A 20350-nucleotide genomic window follows, 5' to 3' on the forward strand; every position below is an offset into this window, starting at 1 on the left:
GCATGCTGCAATCGTGCTCTCGCTCAAAATAGGCTGACTCATACCGACCTCCCAAGCGTATATCAGTCGATCACCATACGCATGAATGGGTACCCTGGGACGTGATTTGCGGTCAAGAAATTTTTCAGAAAGCAGGAAAAGCGGGGCACAGGCGCATAGCACGAGGCTATCAAGTTGGCAGCTCTAGTCAAAGGAGGCGACTATCTCCGGGTCCTCATGGTTCGACAAGATGTCCTTGGACATTGGGGTTCCTGACTTTGTATTCCTGAAGCTCAACAACGAGAGGGAATGAATGCAAAGTATAAAACAAGCGAAATCGGAATCACTGATTGATGAATTGCAGGAAGATATCGATATAGCTTCCGCTTGTGAGAAATGCGGTCAGCGATCGATAGAAGCTTTATCAGGGTCTGGGAATTGCCCTCATTGCGGTCATGCAGGGCAAGAAATTGATTGGCTTTCCGTCTGCATCAACGATCATCTATCACGCTGCCATTGCACTTAGATCCAGAATTATATCGAGGCAGAATTTGGGCTCCCGGATGGGAGTCTTTTTCCTTTGGCGAGTTCGGGAATTTTTTTTCATGGTGGCGAGGGATGCGTTCAAAAGCTTGATAATTTTTGGAATATCCGTGACTGGAAAGACCGCAATTCGCTTGTCCCCCTAGTCGGCAAGACCCCTAACCTCCCTGCTCCGTCGGTGGATGGACAAGAACTTTATCCACGCGATTTCCATCCATATCGATAACTTCAAACGTCCAGCCCTTCCAAAGAATTCTTTCACCGAGTCGAGGAACATGACCCAACTCAACCATCATGAAACCACCGAGAGTCTGATAGTCGCCTTCAAAGAAGCCCACTTCAGGAACAGGGATGAAATCCGACAAATCCTCGACCAAAATAATCCCGTCCACAAGCCATGACCCGTCTTCCCTTGCCACTGCGCTATCAGAATCCCGACCATGTTCAGAGGGCAGATCCCCAACGATTGATTCCAATAGATCAATCGCGGTCACCACTCCACCTAAACCGCCATACTCGTCTATAACAACGGCAAAATGTTTTCCTGACGTTTTAAACTTACCCAGGAGTTTTAGAGCTGCCATGCTGTCTGGAACAAAAAGAGGCTCCTGCATGATGGAAACAAGATCAATCGGAAGATTTTTGCTGGTAAGAGAGAACAGATGTTTGATAGAAACCACTCCGACAATCTCGTCGATTTCACCTTTGAAAATTGGGAAATAAGAGTGAATTGAAGAACTGATTTTTGCCATCAGAACATCAACTGGGTCCTCAATGTCGAGACAGACAAGGTGCAGCCTTTGCGTCATGACTTCAGATACAGAACGATCACTGAGTTTTAAGGTGCGTTTTATGATGTCTTCTTCTTCTTTTTCGAATACTCCAGCTTGTGCTCCCTGTTCAATAAGAATTCGGACTTCGTCATCGGTAACAGGTGGATCTTCAGGCTGTCGATAGCGGAACAGTTTCAAAATGCCTTCAGTAGCGGCGCTTAGAAAGCGAACAGCTGGCCGCGATAGAAAAGAAATCCATGTTATAGGTTTAGCCATAAATATGGCAATTCCCTCAGAGTGCCCCAATGCCAAGCGCTTAGGCACCAATTCACCTAGTATAAGGGACAGGAGAGTAACAAGCACGACGACGCTTCCAAGTCCGATTGCTGATGCGTAGGGAGCAAAAAAGGAAATATTCGATAACAGTCGCCCAATTTCTTCGGCCATGTTTGCACCACCAAAAGCGCCTGCGAATACGCCAATCATGGTGATTCCAATTTGGATTGCAGCCAAAAATCGGGAAGGGTGCTCCAGTAGTTTAAGTGCCGTCTTTGCTCCAGTGCTGCCGTTCTGTGCTGCCTGCTGAAGACGAATTTTTCTGGCTGAAACCATCGCCATTTCTGACATAGATAGAACACCGTTCAACAAAGCCAGCGCTATTATGATGAAGAGTTCAAATGCCAGAGTGCTCATGTCCATCTGTAAATAAGTCCTTAAAAGGTAATTGTTCTCAATGATCCTACACGAAATACACTAAGATTTTGATAAGTTATGAATTTTTAAGCAAGCAGGATTTGCAGCTAATGCCTATAGTCCGCATCTGTACCCGCCAGCAGAAAGAGCGCGTTCAAGAGATTCTTGGCTTGGTTTACGGAATAAAAAAGGGTCAGAGACAACAGCCTCTGACCCGATTCAGGAAATGAAATTTCAGAAATTGTACGACAACGAGGTCAGCACTTCGTTCGTGCTGAGATTGACCCTGTTCACATCCGTTTTCAAGGCTTGATCGCCTGCTGCATACTTCACCTTCATGCGGTCATGATTAAAGGTGTTGGTAACACGGTACTCAAGACCCAAACTTACATTGTCCGATGCTTTCAGGCGGGCACCTAAACCTGCATCCCAGTTCCAAAGCTGGACATCAGACGGATCAATCTTAAAGCCTTCGCCCCGCTCGGTATTGAGGCTGACCATGTGATAGCTTGCGCCACCCGCCGCGTAAGCGGACAGATCGCCGACCTTCAGGAAATCATAGGAAAGCTGTGCCTTCCCAAAAAGATCCGAAAAATTGGGTTGATTCGAACCGTGCTGCTCGTTGTAGCTGACATGCCCCACACCAGCGCCAGCCCTAATCCGATCGTTCAGCTCATACTCCAGGTTCAACGCACCGCCCAAACCTTTAACAAAACGCGAGTTTGAAACATCGCTGCTAAGAGTTGCGCCACTTACAGTTGTGAATTTCTCGTTACCCAGGCGGAGCTGAGAGGTCGAGTAAATTACCTCTGGTTTGATGGAGAGTTCACCCGCCAAAGCGCCTGTAGACACGAAAAGAGCACAGATTACCAAAACTTTGCTTTTCACTAGAAAAACCTCAGTGTGAAATTTAGGGGAGGATCCCCCGACGAAAGTTGGTCTAGCAGATCCAAAACCGAAAAGGGATGCGGAGAAAGTTTGCACCCCCTTCTTGACCATGTGAAAGGTTTCTCCGCATTCCCAGACAACTCCAAGTCGATTATGGTTGGCGAAGTCGCGGAGGAATGCCTTGGGTTTTGCACTCTCATATATCGTTGGATCGCAGTGGGCCATCACTGAAGAAGGGCTGAACACCCTAATTTCATTGGCATCCAGATCCACGGAAATAAACACTCTTGAAAAGTCGCTCGGCAAGCGGGCACCCAATGCCCAGGCTTCGACCGTGCGTGATGGTGTCGGAATCATTCCTATTTCCGGGCCAACATTCAAACGAGCGAATCTCTTCACAGAAGTATGCGGCGCGACGAGCTACGAAATAGTTCTCCGCGACCTCCAGGCCCTGATCGACAATCCTTCTGTGAAAGCCATTCTGCTATCGATCGACTCCCCAGGCGGCGAAGCCAACGGAATTTCAGAACTGGCGGAGCATGTTTATGCCGCTCGGGGTCGAAAACCAATCCATGCCTATATCGGTGGTATGGGTGCATCCGCAGCCTATTGGCTCGCATCAGCGGCGGACAAAATTTTTGCCGAAGAGACAGCCTTCGTCGGAAGCATCGGGGCTCAGGTCGTAGTCAGGTCCAGAAACAATTCTGGTGAACTGAAATTTGTCAGCTCTGTGTCACCAAACAAAAATCAGGACCCAGCCACCGATGCTGGGGCCACCGAAATCCAGCGCATGGTGGACGGTCTCGGCTCGATCTTTGTTCAGAAAGTGGCCCGGAACCGGGCTCTAAGTCCAGAAACAGTTCTCGAAAAATTCGGCCAAGGATCTCTCTATATCGGAAATTCAGCCCTCGAGCGAGGGATGATCGACTCTATAAATTCGTTTGAAGGAACGCTCTTGTCCATCCAGGAAACCATCGAAAAAGAAACCATCAATCCGCCGAATTTCAACTCTGACGAAATTGCAAAGGCCACCGCTGAGGCGCGGCGCATCGAATCTGATCGTATCCTCGGCATCCAGGCAATAGCCAGGGGCCGGGTGTCGCCAGAGTTTACCGACAACCTCATTGCTGAAGGGTTGACGGTTGAGCAAGCTGCTCTGCAAATTCTCAGCAGGTCTGATGAAGATCGGACGCAAAGGCTTTCAGAACTCAAAAAGGCCGATGATGCCCTCATGCCCGTCTCAGGGAAGCCTGTTAAAGCAGAAGATGATGCCTTTGAATCTGACCTTCGCCAGGCTGCAAGCCTTGGCCTTGTCGCTCTATCTTGAGGTTTGAATGGGATACGCACCAGCATTTAAAGACCAAAGTGAATACTCGCCGCTCGATCTTATCGGGGGAGACTTTCCGCTCAAGTCTGAATCGATCACCCTCGAAGCCGGTCAGGTTCTCCAACGAGGCGCGGTTCTTGGACGCAAGACCGCAAACGGGAAATTCGTATTATCGGCAAAAGTTGCTGGGAATAACGACCCGGTCACAGATGGCAGTGAGCAGCCGCTAAGAATCCTCGCCGAAGATATGGATACCACAGGCGAAGACAAGCCAACCATTGCTTACAGAACGGGCTCTTTTCGCGCCGCAGGTCTGAAAATAGGTAAAGGCCATTCACTTGTCTCAATGAAATCCGAACTCGAAACCCGCTCAATTTTTATCGAAGGTTAATGTAATTTGTCGCTGCCTCTATACTCTACTTATCATCTTGATCGTGTTGTCCAGCGTCTTCGTGCTCAGCCGCGTTTCTTCCTGAACAGGTTTTTCAAGGAAGAAATTACCCACGAGACCGAAGAAGTCTTTTTTGATCTTGTCGATCATTCTGAAGGGATCACCCCATACGTGCATCCCTTGCATGAAGGCAAAATCCTGACGCATAGAGGTTACAAGACCAAATCCTATAAACCTGCCTACGTTAAAGAGCGGGTAATTCATGATCCTGAGCTTCCTTTGAAGCGAATGGCCGGCGAAGCGTTTGGCGGCACCATGTCCAACGAGCAGCGCATGAGGCTTCATGTCATCAACGACGTGAACCGTCTTCGCGAACGTCTCAACAATCGCCTGGAAGTGATGGCTGCTGAAGTCTGCAAGACTGGAAAGGTCGTGATCAAAGGCGAAGGCTTTGATGAGGTGGTCGATTTCGGGCGTGATCTTGCCCTCACAATCGAGCTGAAAGGTGACACTGAAAAATGGTCAAACGTGAACCTTAAGATGACGGAATTTTTAGAAGAAAAAAGCGGCCTGATACGCGAGAAGTCCAATAAAGCAGCTCGAGCGACTGACCTTATAATGGGTCCTACGGCGTGGAATTTGTTCCGGGCGAATGCGGAAGTAAGAAAATCGGCTGAACTCCTGCGTAACGTCGATAGCACCATAGTCCTGACTCCTACAGAGCAGTCCCAGGAGATTCAGTATAAAGGCCGCTTCGGCGACTATGACGTTTTTGTGCATTACGGCCGCTATCTCGATGAAGGTATTGAAAAGCGCTTTCTCGAACCCACCGAGGCCATGCTTATGGGCAAAAGCATTGAAGGTGTAAGGCACTTTGGGGCCATCAAGGATTTGAAAGCGGAAATCAGTGCAAGGCAGTTCTTCCTTAAATCCTGGGAAACTGATGATCCATCGCACAGGTATATCATGATTCAGTCAGCGCCGCTTCTTGTGCCTTATGACACGAACGCGACCTGTCTTATGAAGGTTGCATGATGTCCCAACTCGCATGGACGACAACCTTGTTACCCAATCGGGCAAAAAAATTGAGGCTGACTTCTTCGAGTACAGCGAGAGATCCACTGCCTTAAAGCCGTCAGCGCTGCCGACCAAGGCAGTGGCCCTTATCTCGATCGAAGATGCACCCTTTGTCGCGTCCCGGAAAATTGTGACCCTTGAATCCACTGGCGAGAAATATTTCGTCAAAGAAATCATGAATTCCGGGGTCGGATTGCTCGAAATCACTCTTGAAAAGCAGGCATCAGGTGAAGCGATTACACATGGGAAATTCTAGGGTCATACGAAGAAAAATCCGCGAGAGAATTCGGGACATTCTCAGGGTCCAGGTGCCGATAAATCGCTTCAGCGCCCGAACTGCGGCTCTGGCGATCGAAGATCTGCCTGCTGCTCTGCTCTATTTCCCGAGCGAAAGGCTCCTGGAGAAGGTTGGAGATTCCCAGGAAAGAGAGCTGGAAATGAGAGTGGAGGTCGCAGTTCTGCCCAAGACAGATCCTGAAGACGAGGTTTTTGACCTTGCAGATAAGATCGAAGAAGCCCTGCTGGCGGATCAAGGTCTTGAATCACTTCTGACCTCAATCGACCTCGAACGGGCCGATTTTGTGATCGAAGCTGATGGGGATTCAGTAATTGCAGCTGCTCAGCAAACCTATCGGCTGAAATACCTGAGCGAGGAACCGGAGACAACCTAATGCGGGAGATATCAGAACTGAGCAGGAGACTATCGAACCTTATCCTGCCTGGGATCATCAAGGAAATTGACCACGAAGCCGCTTTGGTACGGGTTGAGTCAGGAGATTTGGAAACCGAATGGCTCCCATTTTTCCAGCGGCGGGCCTGGGGCACCATTGACTGGGACCCGCCATCACCGGGCGAATCCTGTATCATTTTATCGCCGGGTGGTGAATTGGCTGCCGGCTTCGTGCTCACAGGCGTTTATTCCGGTACTCAGGTCAGCCCTTCGAAAGATCCAAACGTTTCCATGCGGAAATATTCTGACGATATGGTTTATTCATATGATGCTAAGAGCCATACCCTCACGATCTCCCGCGATTCGGGTTTAAAGATAAGGTTCAGATGCGACGAGCTTGAATTCAATGTGAAGACTGTCGCGATTAGAAACGAGGAGGGGGAGCTGATTTCGCTCGTGCTCGAAGCATTCGATATTGTCACCAAATCCAAAACGCCTACGCTCTTTGGTCCTCAGTTGTCCACGGAAAACGCAGCGAATCTTCCACCGATCAGTAAAAAGATAGCGAGCTTTAAGAAATAGTATGCCTTTAAAAGGAAGTGCTGCAGCGCTAGGCAAAAAAATGGCCGACACGATGAAAAACGCGGACAGCTATGAGAAAGCATGGGCCGTATTCGCTGAAAACATGGAGGAATATTTGATAGAAAACGCCGTAGTGGTGGGACTTGCCCCGAGCGGTGGCGGGCCTATTACTGAAGGGAAAATACAGTGACTGGTACGGACGAAATCACTGGTAAAGTGATTGGCGGCGAAAGGTATGTTAGGCAGTGTGTCCGCCGTATTCTAAAATCGCCAAAATACTCCATGCTCATGCACAGAGAAGTCGGGCCTGATGTTCAACCATACATCGCCGCATCAACAACCGATGTCTGGATGCTGAGCCTGACAGCCGAGATTGTACAGGGGATAGAAAGCCTTTTGCCGAAAGTCAAAGTTGTGGCTGTGAATTCAGCTCCGAGCGATGGCCAACTCAATACTTCCGTTTCGATTCAGTGGCAGCAATCGGTATTCTCAGTAAATAGCGTGACTCCATGAAAATTCCTCTGCTTGTAGAAGACTTGAACTATGAACGCATCTTTTTGGAGAAGCTTGAGCGCTTCACGTCCAGCTATCAGGAAGAGATGCCATCATTTGAAACCCCAGTGCCGATTGATCCCACTTTTCGGGTGCTGTCAGAGCTGTCAATGACCGAGCTTATGGTCAGAGCACGAATAAATGCAGCTGGAAGCGCCCAACTCCTCCGCTTCTCACAGGATCTTGACTTCATAATGTTCGGCATGAGGCGCGAAGGGGAAACCCCCGAAGCTTTCCGTGAAAGAATCAGGCTCAACATTCATATGGCGTCCCCAGCCGGCCCACTCGAAATGTATCGTTCACTGGCCCTGGCTGCAGCCAATCAGGAAGCCAAATCGAAGGATGACTTTCTGATTGTCGATGCCCTGGCCGAGATTGAAGGCGACAAAATTGTCATTCACCTGCAGCCAAATGCAAAACTGTCCCCCGATATGACCCAGATAGTCGGCAAGGTTACTGCATTTATCGCCCAGGAGCATATTAAACCCGCGTTTGACATTTTCGAAGTACGAGCGGCTTTGCCAAAGAGGGTGAATCTCGTCGCCGAAGCCAGGCTGTCGCGCGGCAAAGGCGTTGCTCTGCTCACAAACCTTCAGGTTACTTTCAGGGACGCGCTTGCCGAAGTCTCGCGCCTTGGATGGCCAATGCCTTTGTCCTGGGCGTACTCGCAGCTGCATGTAAACGGCATCGATTCGATAAGCATTTCCACTCCTATCAGCGATATCACCGTGAACCGTAATGAGTATATCGTCCCCGGAACTATTGTTATAAAGCAGGCTGCATCTTGATCGAGAAACACTTTAAATTTGTCTATCCGAGCTATTCGCCCGAGCTGATCATCCCAGTCAGGAATGGTCGAAATTCGAGATTCCACGAGGCTCTTCTATGGGAATTTTCGCTGGGCGATCTTGAGCAATATATTGTCGATTTGGAAGTTATTTTCAAAGATATAGCAAAGTTTTTGAAGTATAGAGGCACGCTCTTCTCGATGAAGCTGGCCATGACCTGGGTGGGTTTTCCGGCTCCAGAGTTTATCAGGCTGTCCCGCACCTCTTACGAAGTAAATCCCGGAAAGAAATTCAATAGCCTGCAAATTTCAGCCATTCAGAGCGCCTGCCGGCAGTCTGCACCTGCCGCAGCCACTCTTAAGCGCATATTCCACAACGATCAGTCAGTGAGTGTTTAGTTTGTCCGATCAAGATTATGTCCACGGCATACGAGTCGTAAAAGGCGACGGCGAAGTTCGCGTCGTCCTCACACCAAACCAGGCGGTTGTAGGAGTTGTTGGTACTGCCGATGCACCATCTGATGCGCTGACGGTCGATACACCAGTAGCGTATCTGAAAAAAGAAACGGCTCTGATTGCCATAAGGCCCAAACCTGAGACGGCTGACACTGGCACCTTGTATCTCTCGGTGCGGGCGATCTTTGCCCAGGGTGCGCGGGTTGTGATTGTGGTTCGCTCCCAATCCGGCTCCGTATCGGATGTCAGTCGCGCCATAGAAAAGCTCCTCGAAGCTGAGGCCGTTACTTCCTACAAACCGAAACTGCTTTGTGCTCCTGGCCATACGGCTTTGATTCCTAATCCTACTCCTAACCCTACTCCGCTGCGCATGGCTGAAATCGTAACCAAAGAGCGCACAGTCACCAACCGCGAAAGAGAAAAAGTAAATGGCTGATATTCTCGCAGATCCAATTGTATCGTCTTTAAAAAGTGTGGCTCGAAGGCTTAACGCGGTCGTGGTCGCTGATGCTCCATCGGGTAAGGAAAAGGAGTACCGCGTTGCCAATGGTTCCGAACGGCTCTATTTGGTAAGCCCTGCTGCAAAGGAATTTCTAAAGGATGCATTGTTGGATGTCCCAGCGAGCGCACACGCTGCCGGAATCATGGCCACGATAAATTTCTGGGAAAGTCCGTCAAACAAGGAAATTAGTGGGATTGTTGGAACCTCCCGCCCAATATCGTTTGCACTTGATGACCCCGACTCAGAAGGTCAGCTGCTCAACTCAATTCAAGTTGCGACAATCGTTCGCCTCAACGGCTTCAGACTTTGGGGTGTAAGAGGAACCGGCGATCAGACAGACCTCAAGACGAATCAGCTTCAAAAGGTCCGAATTTCGGATGCCATCAAGGAGGCTCTGATCTCTTCACACGCATACGCAGTTGCCAGGAATTTGACCCGGACGTACTTCGAAACGGTCACCGCCAGCGTCAATGCTTACCTTGCTGATCTTCAGGTTCTGGGTGCCATCGCGGGTGGCATCTGCTACGCAAAGGCAGAAGCCAATACGCCAGAGAATCTTTTCGATGGCAAGGCGACTTTTGTTTATTCGTACACTCCATCACCTGTCTCTGAGACCCTGACCTTCGAAGAACAAATTACAGACAAATTTCTCGAAAATATCGTGAATTGATCAAGGACAAGTTTTGCCTCTACCCAAATTTTTAAAGAATTTTAACGTCCAGGTAAATGGATTCAACTACAAACTGCGTGCGGAGGAAGTCACCCTTCCAAAAATCAAGGTCAAAACAGAGGAATTTCAGGCGTCCGCTATGCACGGTCCTCTTGAAATCGGTGTTTCTCTCGAAAAGCTGGAATCCACGCTCAAATTACTCGAAATCCCTTCGGAGATTCTGCTTGCCACTGGTTTTTCAGTGGGCGGATACGTGACGACTCTTGTCACTGGAGCCCGTCAACCCCAGGGTGGCGACGCGGAACCCCTGACAGCTTTGATGCAGGGATGGATCAAGGGACTCGACTTTGGAACCTGGAAACCAGGCGATCCCAAGGCTGCAAACCTGACTATTGAAATGGCAGTCAACCGATACTCATTCTCTATCGGTGATGTTCCGCTCATAAACATCGATCTCGAAAACGGAATTCAATTTATTAGCGGCGTGGATTATGGGTCCTCGATTCGCAAAGCACTGAGGACCTGATGGAACTGAAACTGCGAAATCCATTTGAGTATGACGGCGTGCGTTACGATTCAATCAATATTCCTGATTACCTCCAGCTGGGTCATCGCCGCCTCTATGCAAAATATCAGGGACTTCAGGGTGATGAAGTCGGAATTGCCCTTTGTGCTGCTCTTTGTGAAATGCCAGAGGTGGCGTTTGATCGAATCTCCATCGCTGACTTTGAACGGGTAACGCAAGCTGTTCGGCGTTTGTTTGAGGATTCAGCAGGAAAAAAGCCGCTGCCTCAGCCGAAGAGAAAAACATTGCGAAAGTAGTAAGACTTCTTCATCGCGAATATGGATTTCGCGCTACTGAGACTTTGAAGATGAGCGAAGACGAATGTGTCTTCTGGATTTCGGCACTTGACGATGGCGATAATTCGAATTCGTCATCGGATGACGTATGGGTGAATGCTGAGTGACTGATAGAAAACGCGTAATGGTTGAGATTGCTGCATCCTTCCAGGAGTCCTTTGGATCGATATTTTCCACGGCGGGCGAACGGATATCCAAACTCAAGGGCCGCATCGCCGAACTTGCTGCGACTTCAAGAGATATTGGAAGTCTTCAGGGACTCCAGGTCGCGACCAAAAATCTCGAGTCCCGCATTGGCGAATTAACTGCAAAGATCCCCGATCTGAAAGCTGCACACGACTCGGCCAGATCTGCGGTTGAAACTCATACCCTAACAGTGGTCCAGCTTTCGGAAGCAGAACGCCAGCAGCAGGCTCTGGTGGCAAAGTCATCCCAGGCGATGGCCGAGGCCAAAGCGGCAATATCCGCCGCCGCAGCAGCTCAGATGAAGCGCTCATTGGAGCTTACTGATGCCCAGACGCAGGAACGGGCTCTGGAATCGGTGATTTCGAAGACAACCAGGTCGCTGGATGAGCTTTCAAGAGCATCGGCCCAGAATTCCACTCAACTGGCCGAGAATGCCTCATCTACTGCCGGCAATGCATTAAAGGTCGCCTCACTCAAGGCTGAGCTTGAACAGCTATCGAACGCCAAGGCCACAGCAGCGGCCCGTGCCAGGGACCTTGGGAGTGTTTTCGATACGACGGCAGTATCCATTGCTGATCAGAAGGCTAAACTCTCGCAGCTCCGGGCTGAGCATATCCAGCTGAGCCGGGAACACCAGAAGTCGAAACAGGCTCTAACAGCCCAGGTAGCGATCCTGAAGACGGCAAATAAGGAACTGGGTTCGCATGCCGACAAGCTGGCAGATACTGAAGACGAGCTGAGCCAGACGACGACAGCCTTCAAAACGCAAACCGCGTCAATCAAAGAGTATGAAGAGGCTCTGAAGGCCGCGGGTCACGACACAAAGAACCTGACCAGACTTGAAGGCGAACTGGCTGCTGCCATGGCCAAAACCAAACGTACCCAGGATCTGGCTTCTCGTGGCAAGAGGGCGGCTGAGCGGGGGCGTGAACTCAGAGGCGACATCGTTGGTGGTGCATTTGAGGTTGCCGGTATGGGTATGGCGCTGGCGGCACCTATCAAGCTTGCCGCACAGTTTGAGCATGCCATGGCAAAGGTCGGTGCCCAGACGATGGCCACTTCCAGCGAAATGAAGATGCTGGAAGCCGAAGCGAGGAAACTGGGTGACACCACAATCTTTTCATCCTCGGAAGCGGCGTCAGCACAATCATTCCTTGCTCAGGCTGGATTCAGTGTTCAGGAAATTGCTGATTCGTTGGGAGGGGTTCTCAATCTCGCCGCTGCCGGTGATACAGGTCTCAGCGAAACTGCTGAGATGGCCTCGAACATGTTGGCCGGATTCAGCCTTGATGCAACGGAAATGGGGCGGGTTGCGAATGCGATGACGGCAACCTTTATCTCGTCGAATACCGACCTCCGGGACCTGGCTGAAACAATGAAATATGTGGCCCCGGTTGCGTCCGGCTTGGGCGCTTCGCTCGAAGAAGTGGCTGCAGCTTCGGGTTTGCTGGGCAATGTAGGCATTCAAGGATCAATGGCTGGTACAGCTCTAAGGGCGATGTATCAACGCCTGGCCTCTCCACCAGCGGGGGGACGGGAGGCATTGGAAAAACTTGGGGTGGCAACCAAGGACGCAAAGAAAAATCTTTTGCCCATGCCGGAAATTCTCGAAAATCTGAATAAAAAACTAGCCAAGATGGGAACCGCCGACCGCGCCAAATATATTAAAGACATTTTTGGCGAAGAGGCTGCAGCGGGTGCTACAGAGCTGCTCGGAAAAGCAGGCGCAGGCCAGCTCGAATTTGAAATAAAAAAGCTACAGCTCGCACCAGCTTTCCGTGAATCTCTCAAATATATTCAGGACAGCATGACAAGTGGCGACTTGAAGGTGCTTCAAGACAAGTTCGGTATCGCATTCAAAGACGGAGCCAAGGGAGCGAATGTTGCTGAATTCGCCAAGGCATTCGATGGTCTGAAAGGTACCGATTTTGACAAGAGATTCAACGAAATCTTCAAAATAAAGCCCTCGATCGACAAAACAGAACTGGATCTTAGTTCGAAGGAAGCGGAAGCGAAGTTAAAGTCCTTGAATATTTCCCATATGGGATCGGATAAACAGCAGAAGTCGAATGACCAACTGACCAAGGAAATTGAATCTGCCCTCGCAGGTCTACCAGAGGCAAAGAGATTGGAGGCGATTTCAGTTCTATTTTCCAAAACCAGGACAGAGTTGAAAACTCTCATGAATGAAGCTGCAGAGGGTGGCGAGAAATTCCAGGGGCTCACGGATGCATTGGAGAAAACCAACTCTGCTGAAGAAATCTCAAAAAGACTAAATGAAACCACGGTCGGAGCCTGGAAAACAATGCAGTCAGCCTTGGAAGCTGCCGGGATTTCAGCAGGGGCGGTTTTTCTGCCAGCACTCTCTGATCTTATGAAGGTTATAGCAGACGGCATGCTGAAAGTCTCGGGGCTCGCCACCAATCACCAGACTTTGGTCAAGTGGGTTGGCTACCTTGCTGCTGGCCTGCTTCTTAGTAAAGGTGTTGTGCTTGCCTACAAAACAGCACTGTGGACCCTGAACGGTGCTCTACAAATCATAACTGTGGCTCAAAAGGCCTGGAACCTTGTAGCGAGTAAAAATCCGGTAGCTCTTATCATCCTTGCTGCTGCGGCTTTAGTCCCGTTGGCAATTGCCGTCTACAAGAACTGGGACGGGATCATGGCATATATTAAAGTCAAGTGGGAACAGCTTAAACAAATTTTCAAAGCAGTTTGGAAAGTCATCGAGCCGGTTGCGCAGTTCACACCACTTGGCGCGATAATCAAAAACTGGGATCCGATCGTTGCCTATTTTAAAAAGCTTCTGGACCAACTGGAGCCAGTCTTTAAAGCGATCGGTAAATTCTTCGATTTTGAGAACAACGACACTGACCTGCTCAAGAATATTGCCCCTCCAAGGTTTCCGGTTGGTGCGAACATTCCAGAGATTTCATCGTCAAGATTTCAACCATACGCCATGAATAAGGAACAGAACTATAACCTGAACCAACGATTTGAAATCGCGGTGACTGGAGGAGAAGAAGCGCCAGGGCAGATAGCGAGCAGGATCAAATCACATATGACCGAAGGATTCAAGCCTGCGAATTTTTCGTTTGCTGACTCACTAGGATTCTAGGAATGGATATTCCACTCATAAAGTCAGGCTTCCTTGCGAAGCTTGGGGACCTCATTTTTGAACCCAAAGGCATTTCTTTTCAGAAATTTGATCGGGAGACATCGTTCAACTGGGCCGAGCTGAAAAGAATTGGTGCCGAACCGCTCAGGCAGTTTCTAGGCACCAACGGCGAAAAGATCACAATTTCGGGGGTCATGTATCCGCATTACAGAGGAAATCTTAGCCAAATTTCAGAGTTGCGGACCATGGGAAGGGCTGGTGTTCCTTATCGCTTGATCGCGGCGGACAGCGAAAGTGGCCAGAACCTGGGTCTTTGGATCATTTTGTCCGCCAAAGATAATCGAACGCTTTTCATAGATGACGGGCGACCTTTGAAAGTTGAATTTACCTTGGAACTCGAGAGCTATGCCGCAGATATATGAACTTAAAGATGATGATGAGATCGATTTGATATGCTTCCACCATTATGGATTCTCCCGAGGCTCTGTCGAAGCAGTCCTGGCTGCAAATCCAAGCCAGCTCGGACTGTTTGATGATTTTGGTCGAGCGGCGAGGCTGGAGAAGCGGGAAACGATCCTTTTGCCTGATATTCCCGAACTAACCAGAACAAAAACACCGCAGAGATTATTCAATTGACGATACCCCGGTTCAAAATAAATGCAAATGGCGAAGACCTTACCCGTGAGATTCGAAAGCGATTTCTTGGCCTCACAGTTAAAGACGAAGCAGGATTTGAATGCGATTCGATACAGCTCCAGCTTTCTGATAACCCGCCAATCGTGGCCCCAAAGGAAGGGACGCGCCTCGAAGTATGGGTCGGCTACGACGAAGAACTCTATGATCTTGGTCTGTACGCAGCGCGACCTATTTCGCTTAAAGGTCCGCCAGCAACCGCTACCATTGAAGCAGGCGTGATCGACTGCTATCCGTCGCTGAAGATTCCGAAAAAGAAATCATGGCGACCGGGTACGCTTGAGAAAGTCTTAATTGAGATTTGTAAAACCCATGGGCTAAAGGCTGCAATTGATCCTGATTGTTCACGAATAAAAGTTCCTCACGAAGACCAAACCGAGAGTGATGCAGCTTTTCTCGCGCGTTTGGCTGAGCACTATGAATGCATTTTTAAGATCCAGCGGGATCATCTCATTTTCTTTGATCGGGATTCAGCTACAACACCCAATGGTTCACGAATCAAGCCTGTAACTATTAGGAAACCTATCGACTATGACTTCAAATATGTTTCAGACCCAGTTTACTCAGGAGTTAAGGCCTTTTGGTGGGATAGGAATTCAGCTCGTGAAAAGTCTGTTATCTCTGGAAAGGAAGGAAGAGTTCATGCCATAAAATTTTTAATGAAGGATGAGGCATCGGCACGCGTGGCCGCTGATGCCAAATTTAAAAAGCTCAAACGTCTGTCTTCTCGATTGTCTGTCACAGTGCCGGGAAATCCTCTGCTCTATGCTGGAGGACGGTGCTCAATCGAAGACCTGCGACCTCAGATCGATGGCGAATGGATGATCAGTTCTGTTGAACACATCCTGGACCATAGCGGCTACACATCAAAAATCACCTCAGAAGGTAAAGTATCTTGATCAAGTTCTTTAGTATTTTTTTGTTTTTCATGTCTTCAATTGCGCTTGCCCAGGAATTTCCTGATAAGCGTCTGCCTGTCGATGAGAATATCTGGACAAGCAACGAGTTTGTTAACGCTCAGAGGGGTCGCGATATCGTCATCAGGCGCTTGCCGAAGGATAACAGCCCTTGCAACAACCCCGATAAATGTCCACCTGCTCTGATTATCGACGTTGAAAAGGGCAACACCAACGTCAAAGGAAAGCTCAATGCCGATGCGCTCTATATTGGAGGTCAGCCCGTCATCAATCAAAAAGGAGAGTGGCAAGGCAGCACGGAAAACCTGCTTGGGCCGCAAGGGGTTCAAGGTCCTAAAGGTGATCAAGGTGAAGGCTGTACCATCACTCAGGATTCAATTATTTGCGGCGAATCTGTTGTCACTTTAGAGACCCTGCGAGGACCAAAGGGTGATCGCGGACTTCAGGGTATTCAAGGATCGCAGGGCATTCGTGGGCCAGAAGGCGTGCAAGGTCCTCAAGGCGATATTGGACCAATAGGGCCTCAAGGTTTGCAAGGAGCCAAGGGCGACAAAGGTGAGTCCTGCAAGATTGAAAATGGATTCATTGATTGCGGGGGCTACAAGAAGTTGGTCGAGGAACTGCGAGGGCCAAGAGGCTTTCAAGGTGAAAAAGGCGACCGTGGCGAGACCGGACTCAAAGGGGATAAAGGTGAAGCGGGTTTGAAAGGTGACAAAGGCGACAAAGGCGACAAAGGTGATACTGGACTTAAAGGTGACACTGGACTTGCCGGCGTTCAAGGTCCCAATGGTGAGAAGGGCGACCGTGGACCCGAAGGCCCAAAAGGTTCGTTCTCTGGCTGCAGGTCTAATTTTGTTGAATCCACTTTAGCCAGTGGGCGCAACGTTGTCGCTGAATGCTCTGCAGGCGAAATAATGACAGGCGGTGGATGCTACGTTTCAGCTGGATCTGGTGATGAAGTGTACATCCAATCGTCCATGCCGTTTCCTGAAGACAACTTCTACCAATGCGATTTTGGCTTTAAAGGGTCTGTCAGCCTGAATACTACCATCTCTGCAACGGCCGTTTGCTGCAAAATTTAACCTTCACTCAGAATAATTTTAGAGGAAAATCCTTGAGAAACACTGCATTCATTTGTCTCATTATGTCCAACCTGGTTTACGCAGCTGACGAATTCCCGGATAAAAGACACCCTGTCGATGAGAATATCTGGACAAGCAACGAGATCGTAAATGCCCAACGAGGTCGAGATATCGTTATAAGACGGCTGCCCGAATCGAATTCACCGTGCAATAACCCGGATAAATGTCCGCCTGCTGTCATAATTGATGTGGAAAAAGGCAACACAGATATAAAAGGCAAGCTCAATGCTCAGGCTCTTTATATCAACGGTCAGCCGGTTATCAATCAACAGGGGGAGTGGCAAGGAAGCACCGAAAACATTCGAGGCCCACGAGGATTCCAGGGTCCGAAAGGCGATAGTGGCGAAGGGTGCACACTCACAGAAGACTCCATTATTTGCGGCGATTCCATTGTTACACTGGACACTCTCAGGGGGCCTCGCGGCGATCGCGGTCCACAAGGTCCGGCAGGCCTAAGAGGGCCAGAGGGGCCGCAGGGGCCTCAAGGCGAAGTCGGCCCCGTAGGCTCTCAAGGAGAAAAAGGACAGCAAGGGGAAATCGGGCTGCAGGGGCCAACAGGACTTGCAGGAAAGAATGGCGAAAGTTGCGTGAAGGGGGCCTCCATTTACCCCGCGTGTCTTGAGGGGATCAAATCGCAAATACTCTTTATGATTACTTCAGATCGCCGACCTGCAGGGACTCGTGTTTGCATACCCTACAACGACGGGTACCTCAAAAAGTTTTTCAGTGGCTGCCCGGACTCCCACCCCTACGCAATATCTGGATCTCACCAGTTGCTATGGACCCCGGAAAGTGGAATCAACCAGGCGAAGTTCGAAGCAGCGTATCCTGACAGTTCACGTAAAGGCTGGACATACGAGGTTACTGCAGATGATAGATCTGTGTGTTTGGCAGCGGAAATTAAAGTCTGGACAACGTGTTCAGTAAGTCGAACGGAATTTGTTGAGTCAGCAAGATAAGTCGAATCATTGAATCGCCAAAATATTGGCGTTTGTTTTCAAGTTAAGGATTGTGAAGAATGAAAAAATTAGGTTGGCGGCCAGATGTTCCTGATCAGCGGGATTTCGTTTATCAGGCTCAAAGAAACGCTTCCAGAGCAACGGCCCCAGTTGTGGATCATCGCGAACGCTATTTCCGTGCCTGGGACCAAGGGGACCTTGGTTCCTGTACCGCTCAGGCTGCTGCTGCGGCGTGTATGTTTCTCGATGTATATGATAGAGACATGCCGGTGGTAACACCGTCCAGACTCTTTATTTATTACGCGACACGAACACTTGAGGGCACAAAAAAATATGACAGTGGCGCAACACTTCGCAATACGCTCAAAGCAATTTCCACGTGGGGATACCCACCTGAAGAGGCTTGGCCTTACGATATTAAGGCATTCTCCATAAGACCAAAGGAGGAAGTTATCGGAGTGGCCGCAAAGGAAAAGGTTAAGATTTATGAACGTGTGCAGCGAAATCTGGATCATTTCCGGCAGATCATTAGTGAAGGACACCCCATCATTATGGGCTTTTCAGTTTACGAATCGCTTTATGGACGAAACGTGAAAAAGACTGGGGTTATTCCTGTCCCGAAGACTAGTGAAAAACTCGAGGGCGGCCATGCTGTATTGGTTTGCGGATATGATGACACCAAAGGCGCTTTGATCATTCGGAACTCGTGGGGCGAGGACTGGGGTGAAGGGGGATATGGGTATCTGCCTTATGATTTTGTCTTGAACTCAAGCTTGTCCGGCGACTTCTGGACGATTAACTGATTTAGAAAATGATTGAGAAGGCGGGTTTACCCGCCTGTTTCTAGTCCAATTACCCTAAGAGAAAGCTGCTCAATGGGCGGCTTTCTTGTTCTAATTATCTTGTTTCTATTGGTGTTAGATAAGTATGGAAAATAAAGCTCATCGTAGCAATACTCGCAAAGTGCTCTTTGACAATCAAATAAAGACTGAAACTTCCCGCTACGTTTGCTCGAAAGAACTTGCGCAGATCCTTGGTGTATCAGTGCACGCAATCAGAAAGTGGCGTAGTCAAGGGAGAATAGTACCAAAAAGATTCGGTCGGTCTGTGCGATATGTCGTTGACGATGTAGTCAAGGCATTGTCACGGAAAGGATGAATCTTTAATGATCAGTATAGATGGAAAATGCACTTTCTCCAAAACTTCAAACGGAACTTTCCGTATTCGTTTTTTTGATGAAACAGGGGCTAGACAAAGCGCAAATATAAGGACAGTAGCGGAGCGAGACCTTTTTATTAGAACGGTAAAAAGACGAGAGAGTCTTGAGCAATGGTTTCCGCGCGATCACCAAGCATCAAATGTTCTTGTTAAAAACTTTTCACATTTGGCTGAAAAGTTTCTGGAGCACAGAAAAGATGTTAGGGAGATTTCTGACTCGTGTTTTTGGACATACGAGTCGCAGCTTAATAACCATATCTTGCCCATCCTTGGGAAGGTTCCGATCGCTGAATTGCATTTGAAGGATGTAGAGCGATTGGCTGCTTTCCTCAAGAAAACTAAGAAAAAGACGTTTTCATACCTTGCGGTTCGGAAGGAATTGCATGAGCACGATGAATTCCTGAGTGCATCTTATCGAAGAGAAATTCTGACGCTTGCGTGTAGCATCGCCAAGTTCGGATATCTTCGAGACTATCTACCATCGCATCCCTTTAAAGCCTTTGATCTGCCGGACGCTGGGGACAAACCATACGATTACTGGCGGCTCGAAGAGGAAGACGCATTCCTGAATTGGCTTGAAGCTGGAGGGCTATACTACAAGCCTCATGGGAATATCCATGGCGAAAAGATCATGCGAAGGTGGAACGTCTGGAATTGCAAGAAAGTCTACGATGTCGTGCTCTTCGCATTGCGGACTGGCATGAGGAAAGGAGAAATCTCTAGCCTCAAAATGCGGGACGTGGACTTTGACTCTAACCTCATCACTGTGCATACGTCCTGGAGCTTTAAAGAAGGGGTGGATAACGACACCACGAAAAATGGAAGCTACCGTCGTATAGAGATGAATGAAGATGTCCGTCAAATTCTGCATCAGTACCGCCATGAGGGACCAGAACACCGTCCGTTTGAGCTAATAATGCGCAGTCATACGATGAAAAATTTTTCTAAACTCACAAAAAAAGCAGGGGTTAGAGAGCTACATTTCCACGCACTTCGACATACTTTTTTGACAAATATTGCAAATGGCTTCGGTATGGATACTCCGGTTGAGCTACTTAAAGTTATGGAGTTGGCAGGCCATAAGGATATCGAAACGACTATGGTCTATGTCCATGGTGCGGGGATAAAGAACACAAGTTCGCGTCAATGGAGCAGAGCTGAGAGACGGATGAGGGCACAAAATGTCATGGCTACTACGAAAAAAGAGGTGCAAGTTTCAGCTTACACCCCTCAGAATTTTGGTCTTCCTTTCTCGATTTTCGAGGCCGGAAAAGAAGACTGCTATTTGCTTAAGACGGGTACTCTTTCAGAGTTTGGCCCGATTTTTTGGCCCGATTTGGGTTCAGTGCTTGGTAACATAGCGTAA

25 protein-coding genes are annotated in these 20350 nt (G+C 49.0%); 23 read left to right on the forward strand and 2 right to left on the reverse strand.

Annotated elements, in window-relative coordinates; genetic code table 11:
- Positions 1–680: 680 nt before the first annotated feature.
- Complete coding sequence (locus VE954_RS19595) at positions 681–1994, reverse strand: hemolysin family protein (protein ID WP_324955869.1); 1314 nt, start codon at positions 1992–1994, stop codon at positions 681–683.
- A gap of 228 nt (positions 1995–2222) precedes the next feature.
- On the reverse strand, positions 2223–3233 hold the full coding sequence (locus tag VE954_RS19600) for an outer membrane protein (protein ID WP_324955870.1): 1011 nt from the start codon (positions 3231–3233) through the stop codon (positions 2223–2225).
- Here VE954_RS19600 and VE954_RS19605 point away from each other — a divergent pair.
- The 23 genes from VE954_RS19605 (at position 3211) to VE954_RS19705 (ending at position 20350) form a co-directional block, all read left to right on the forward strand.
- Positions 3211–4203 carry a S49 family peptidase gene (locus VE954_RS19605; protein WP_324955871.1) on the forward strand — a complete coding sequence of 331 codons (993 nt, stop codon included), beginning with the start codon at positions 3211–3213 and terminating at the stop codon, positions 4201–4203. The two genes, VE954_RS19600 and VE954_RS19605, sit on opposite strands and share 23 nt — an antisense overlap.
- 7 nt (positions 4204–4210) lie before the next feature.
- A complete protein-coding gene (locus tag VE954_RS19610; RefSeq protein WP_324955872.1) occupies positions 4211–4594 on the forward strand; it encodes a head decoration protein in 384 nt (127 codons plus the stop codon).
- Between the two features lie 6 nt (positions 4595–4600).
- A complete protein-coding gene (locus tag VE954_RS19615) occupies positions 4601–5629 on the forward strand; it encodes a major capsid protein (RefSeq protein WP_324955873.1) in 1029 nt (342 codons plus the stop codon).
- 13 nt (positions 5630–5642) lie between these two features.
- Entirely contained in the window at positions 5643–5927 is a 285-nt protein-coding gene (locus VE954_RS19620) for a hypothetical protein (protein WP_324955874.1), read from the forward strand.
- Positions 5914–6342 carry a hypothetical protein gene (locus VE954_RS19625; RefSeq protein ID WP_324955876.1) on the forward strand — a complete coding sequence of 143 codons (429 nt, stop codon included), beginning with the start codon at positions 5914–5916 and terminating at the stop codon, positions 6340–6342. The genes VE954_RS19620 and VE954_RS19625 overlap by 14 nt, the downstream gene beginning before the upstream one ends.
- Complete coding sequence (locus VE954_RS19630; protein ID WP_324955878.1) at positions 6342–6923, forward strand: phage baseplate assembly protein V; 582 nt, start codon at positions 6342–6344, stop codon at positions 6921–6923. The genes VE954_RS19625 and VE954_RS19630 overlap by 1 nt, the downstream gene beginning before the upstream one ends.
- Before the next feature lies 1 nt (position 6924).
- The gene (locus VE954_RS19635; protein ID WP_324955879.1) at positions 6925–7113 is read left to right on the forward strand and encodes a hypothetical protein; all 189 of its coding nucleotides are present in this window, start codon (positions 6925–6927) and stop codon (positions 7111–7113) included.
- The gene (locus VE954_RS19640; RefSeq protein ID WP_324955881.1) at positions 7110–7436 is read left to right on the forward strand and encodes a hypothetical protein; all 327 of its coding nucleotides are present in this window, start codon (positions 7110–7112) and stop codon (positions 7434–7436) included. Before VE954_RS19635 ends, VE954_RS19640 begins: the two co-directional genes overlap by 4 nt.
- Entirely contained in the window at positions 7433–8263 is an 831-nt protein-coding gene (locus VE954_RS19645; protein WP_324955883.1) for a hypothetical protein, read from the forward strand. Before VE954_RS19640 ends, VE954_RS19645 begins: the two co-directional genes overlap by 4 nt.
- A complete protein-coding gene (locus VE954_RS19650; protein WP_324955885.1) occupies positions 8260–8661 on the forward strand; it encodes a hypothetical protein in 402 nt (133 codons plus the stop codon). The genes VE954_RS19645 and VE954_RS19650 overlap by 4 nt, the downstream gene beginning before the upstream one ends.
- Before the next feature lies 1 nt (position 8662).
- A complete protein-coding gene (locus VE954_RS19655) occupies positions 8663–9154 on the forward strand; it encodes a hypothetical protein (RefSeq protein ID WP_324955887.1) in 492 nt (163 codons plus the stop codon).
- On the forward strand, positions 9147–9890 hold the full coding sequence (locus VE954_RS19660) for a phage tail sheath subtilisin-like domain-containing protein (RefSeq protein ID WP_324955889.1): 744 nt from the start codon (positions 9147–9149) through the stop codon (positions 9888–9890). The genes VE954_RS19655 and VE954_RS19660 overlap by 8 nt, the downstream gene beginning before the upstream one ends.
- Before the next feature lie 13 nt (positions 9891–9903).
- The gene (locus VE954_RS19665) at positions 9904–10416 is read left to right on the forward strand and encodes a phage major tail tube protein (protein WP_324955891.1); all 513 of its coding nucleotides are present in this window, start codon (positions 9904–9906) and stop codon (positions 10414–10416) included.
- Positions 10416–10712: a phage tail assembly protein gene (locus VE954_RS19670; RefSeq protein WP_324955893.1), complete on the forward strand. Its 297-nt coding sequence runs from the start codon at positions 10416–10418 to the stop codon at positions 10710–10712. Before VE954_RS19665 ends, VE954_RS19670 begins: the two co-directional genes overlap by 1 nt.
- A 1087-nt stretch (positions 10713–11799) precedes the next feature.
- Complete coding sequence (locus VE954_RS19675; RefSeq protein ID WP_324955895.1) at positions 11800–14055, forward strand: phage tail tape measure protein; 2256 nt, start codon at positions 11800–11802, stop codon at positions 14053–14055.
- A gap of 2 nt (positions 14056–14057) precedes the next feature.
- Positions 14058–14477, forward strand: a complete 420-nt coding sequence (locus VE954_RS19680; protein ID WP_324955897.1) for a phage tail protein — start codon at positions 14058–14060, stop codon at positions 14475–14477.
- Complete coding sequence (locus VE954_RS44340) at positions 14461–14691, forward strand: tail protein X (RefSeq protein ID WP_414699020.1); 231 nt, start codon at positions 14461–14463, stop codon at positions 14689–14691. The genes VE954_RS19680 and VE954_RS44340 overlap by 17 nt, the downstream gene beginning before the upstream one ends.
- Positions 14688–15647, forward strand: coding sequence for a phage late control D family protein (locus tag VE954_RS19685; RefSeq protein ID WP_324955899.1), 960 nt, complete (start codon positions 14688–14690; stop codon positions 15645–15647). Before VE954_RS44340 ends, VE954_RS19685 begins: the two co-directional genes overlap by 4 nt.
- The gene (locus tag VE954_RS19690; protein WP_324955901.1) at positions 15644–16747 is read left to right on the forward strand and encodes a hypothetical protein; all 1104 of its coding nucleotides are present in this window, start codon (positions 15644–15646) and stop codon (positions 16745–16747) included. Before VE954_RS19685 ends, VE954_RS19690 begins: the two co-directional genes overlap by 4 nt.
- A 32-nt stretch (positions 16748–16779) precedes the next feature.
- Positions 16780–17766 carry a hypothetical protein gene (locus tag VE954_RS19695; protein ID WP_324955903.1) on the forward strand — a complete coding sequence of 329 codons (987 nt, stop codon included), beginning with the start codon at positions 16780–16782 and terminating at the stop codon, positions 17764–17766.
- Positions 17767–17825: 59 nt separating this feature from the next.
- On the forward strand, positions 17826–18569 hold the full coding sequence (locus VE954_RS19700; protein WP_324955905.1) for a C1 family peptidase: 744 nt from the start codon (positions 17826–17828) through the stop codon (positions 18567–18569).
- A gap of 124 nt (positions 18570–18693) precedes the next feature.
- The gene (locus VE954_RS44345; RefSeq protein WP_414699021.1) at positions 18694–18924 is read left to right on the forward strand and encodes a helix-turn-helix domain-containing protein; all 231 of its coding nucleotides are present in this window, start codon (positions 18694–18696) and stop codon (positions 18922–18924) included.
- Between the two features lie 7 nt (positions 18925–18931).
- Positions 18932–20350: a tyrosine-type recombinase/integrase gene (locus tag VE954_RS19705; RefSeq protein WP_324955907.1), complete on the forward strand. Its 1419-nt coding sequence runs from the start codon at positions 18932–18934 to the stop codon at positions 20348–20350.

The sequence above is a fragment of the Oligoflexus sp. genome (genome assembly GCF_035638955.1).
Classification (GTDB): Bacteria; Bdellovibrionota_B; Oligoflexia; order Oligoflexales; family Oligoflexaceae; genus Oligoflexus.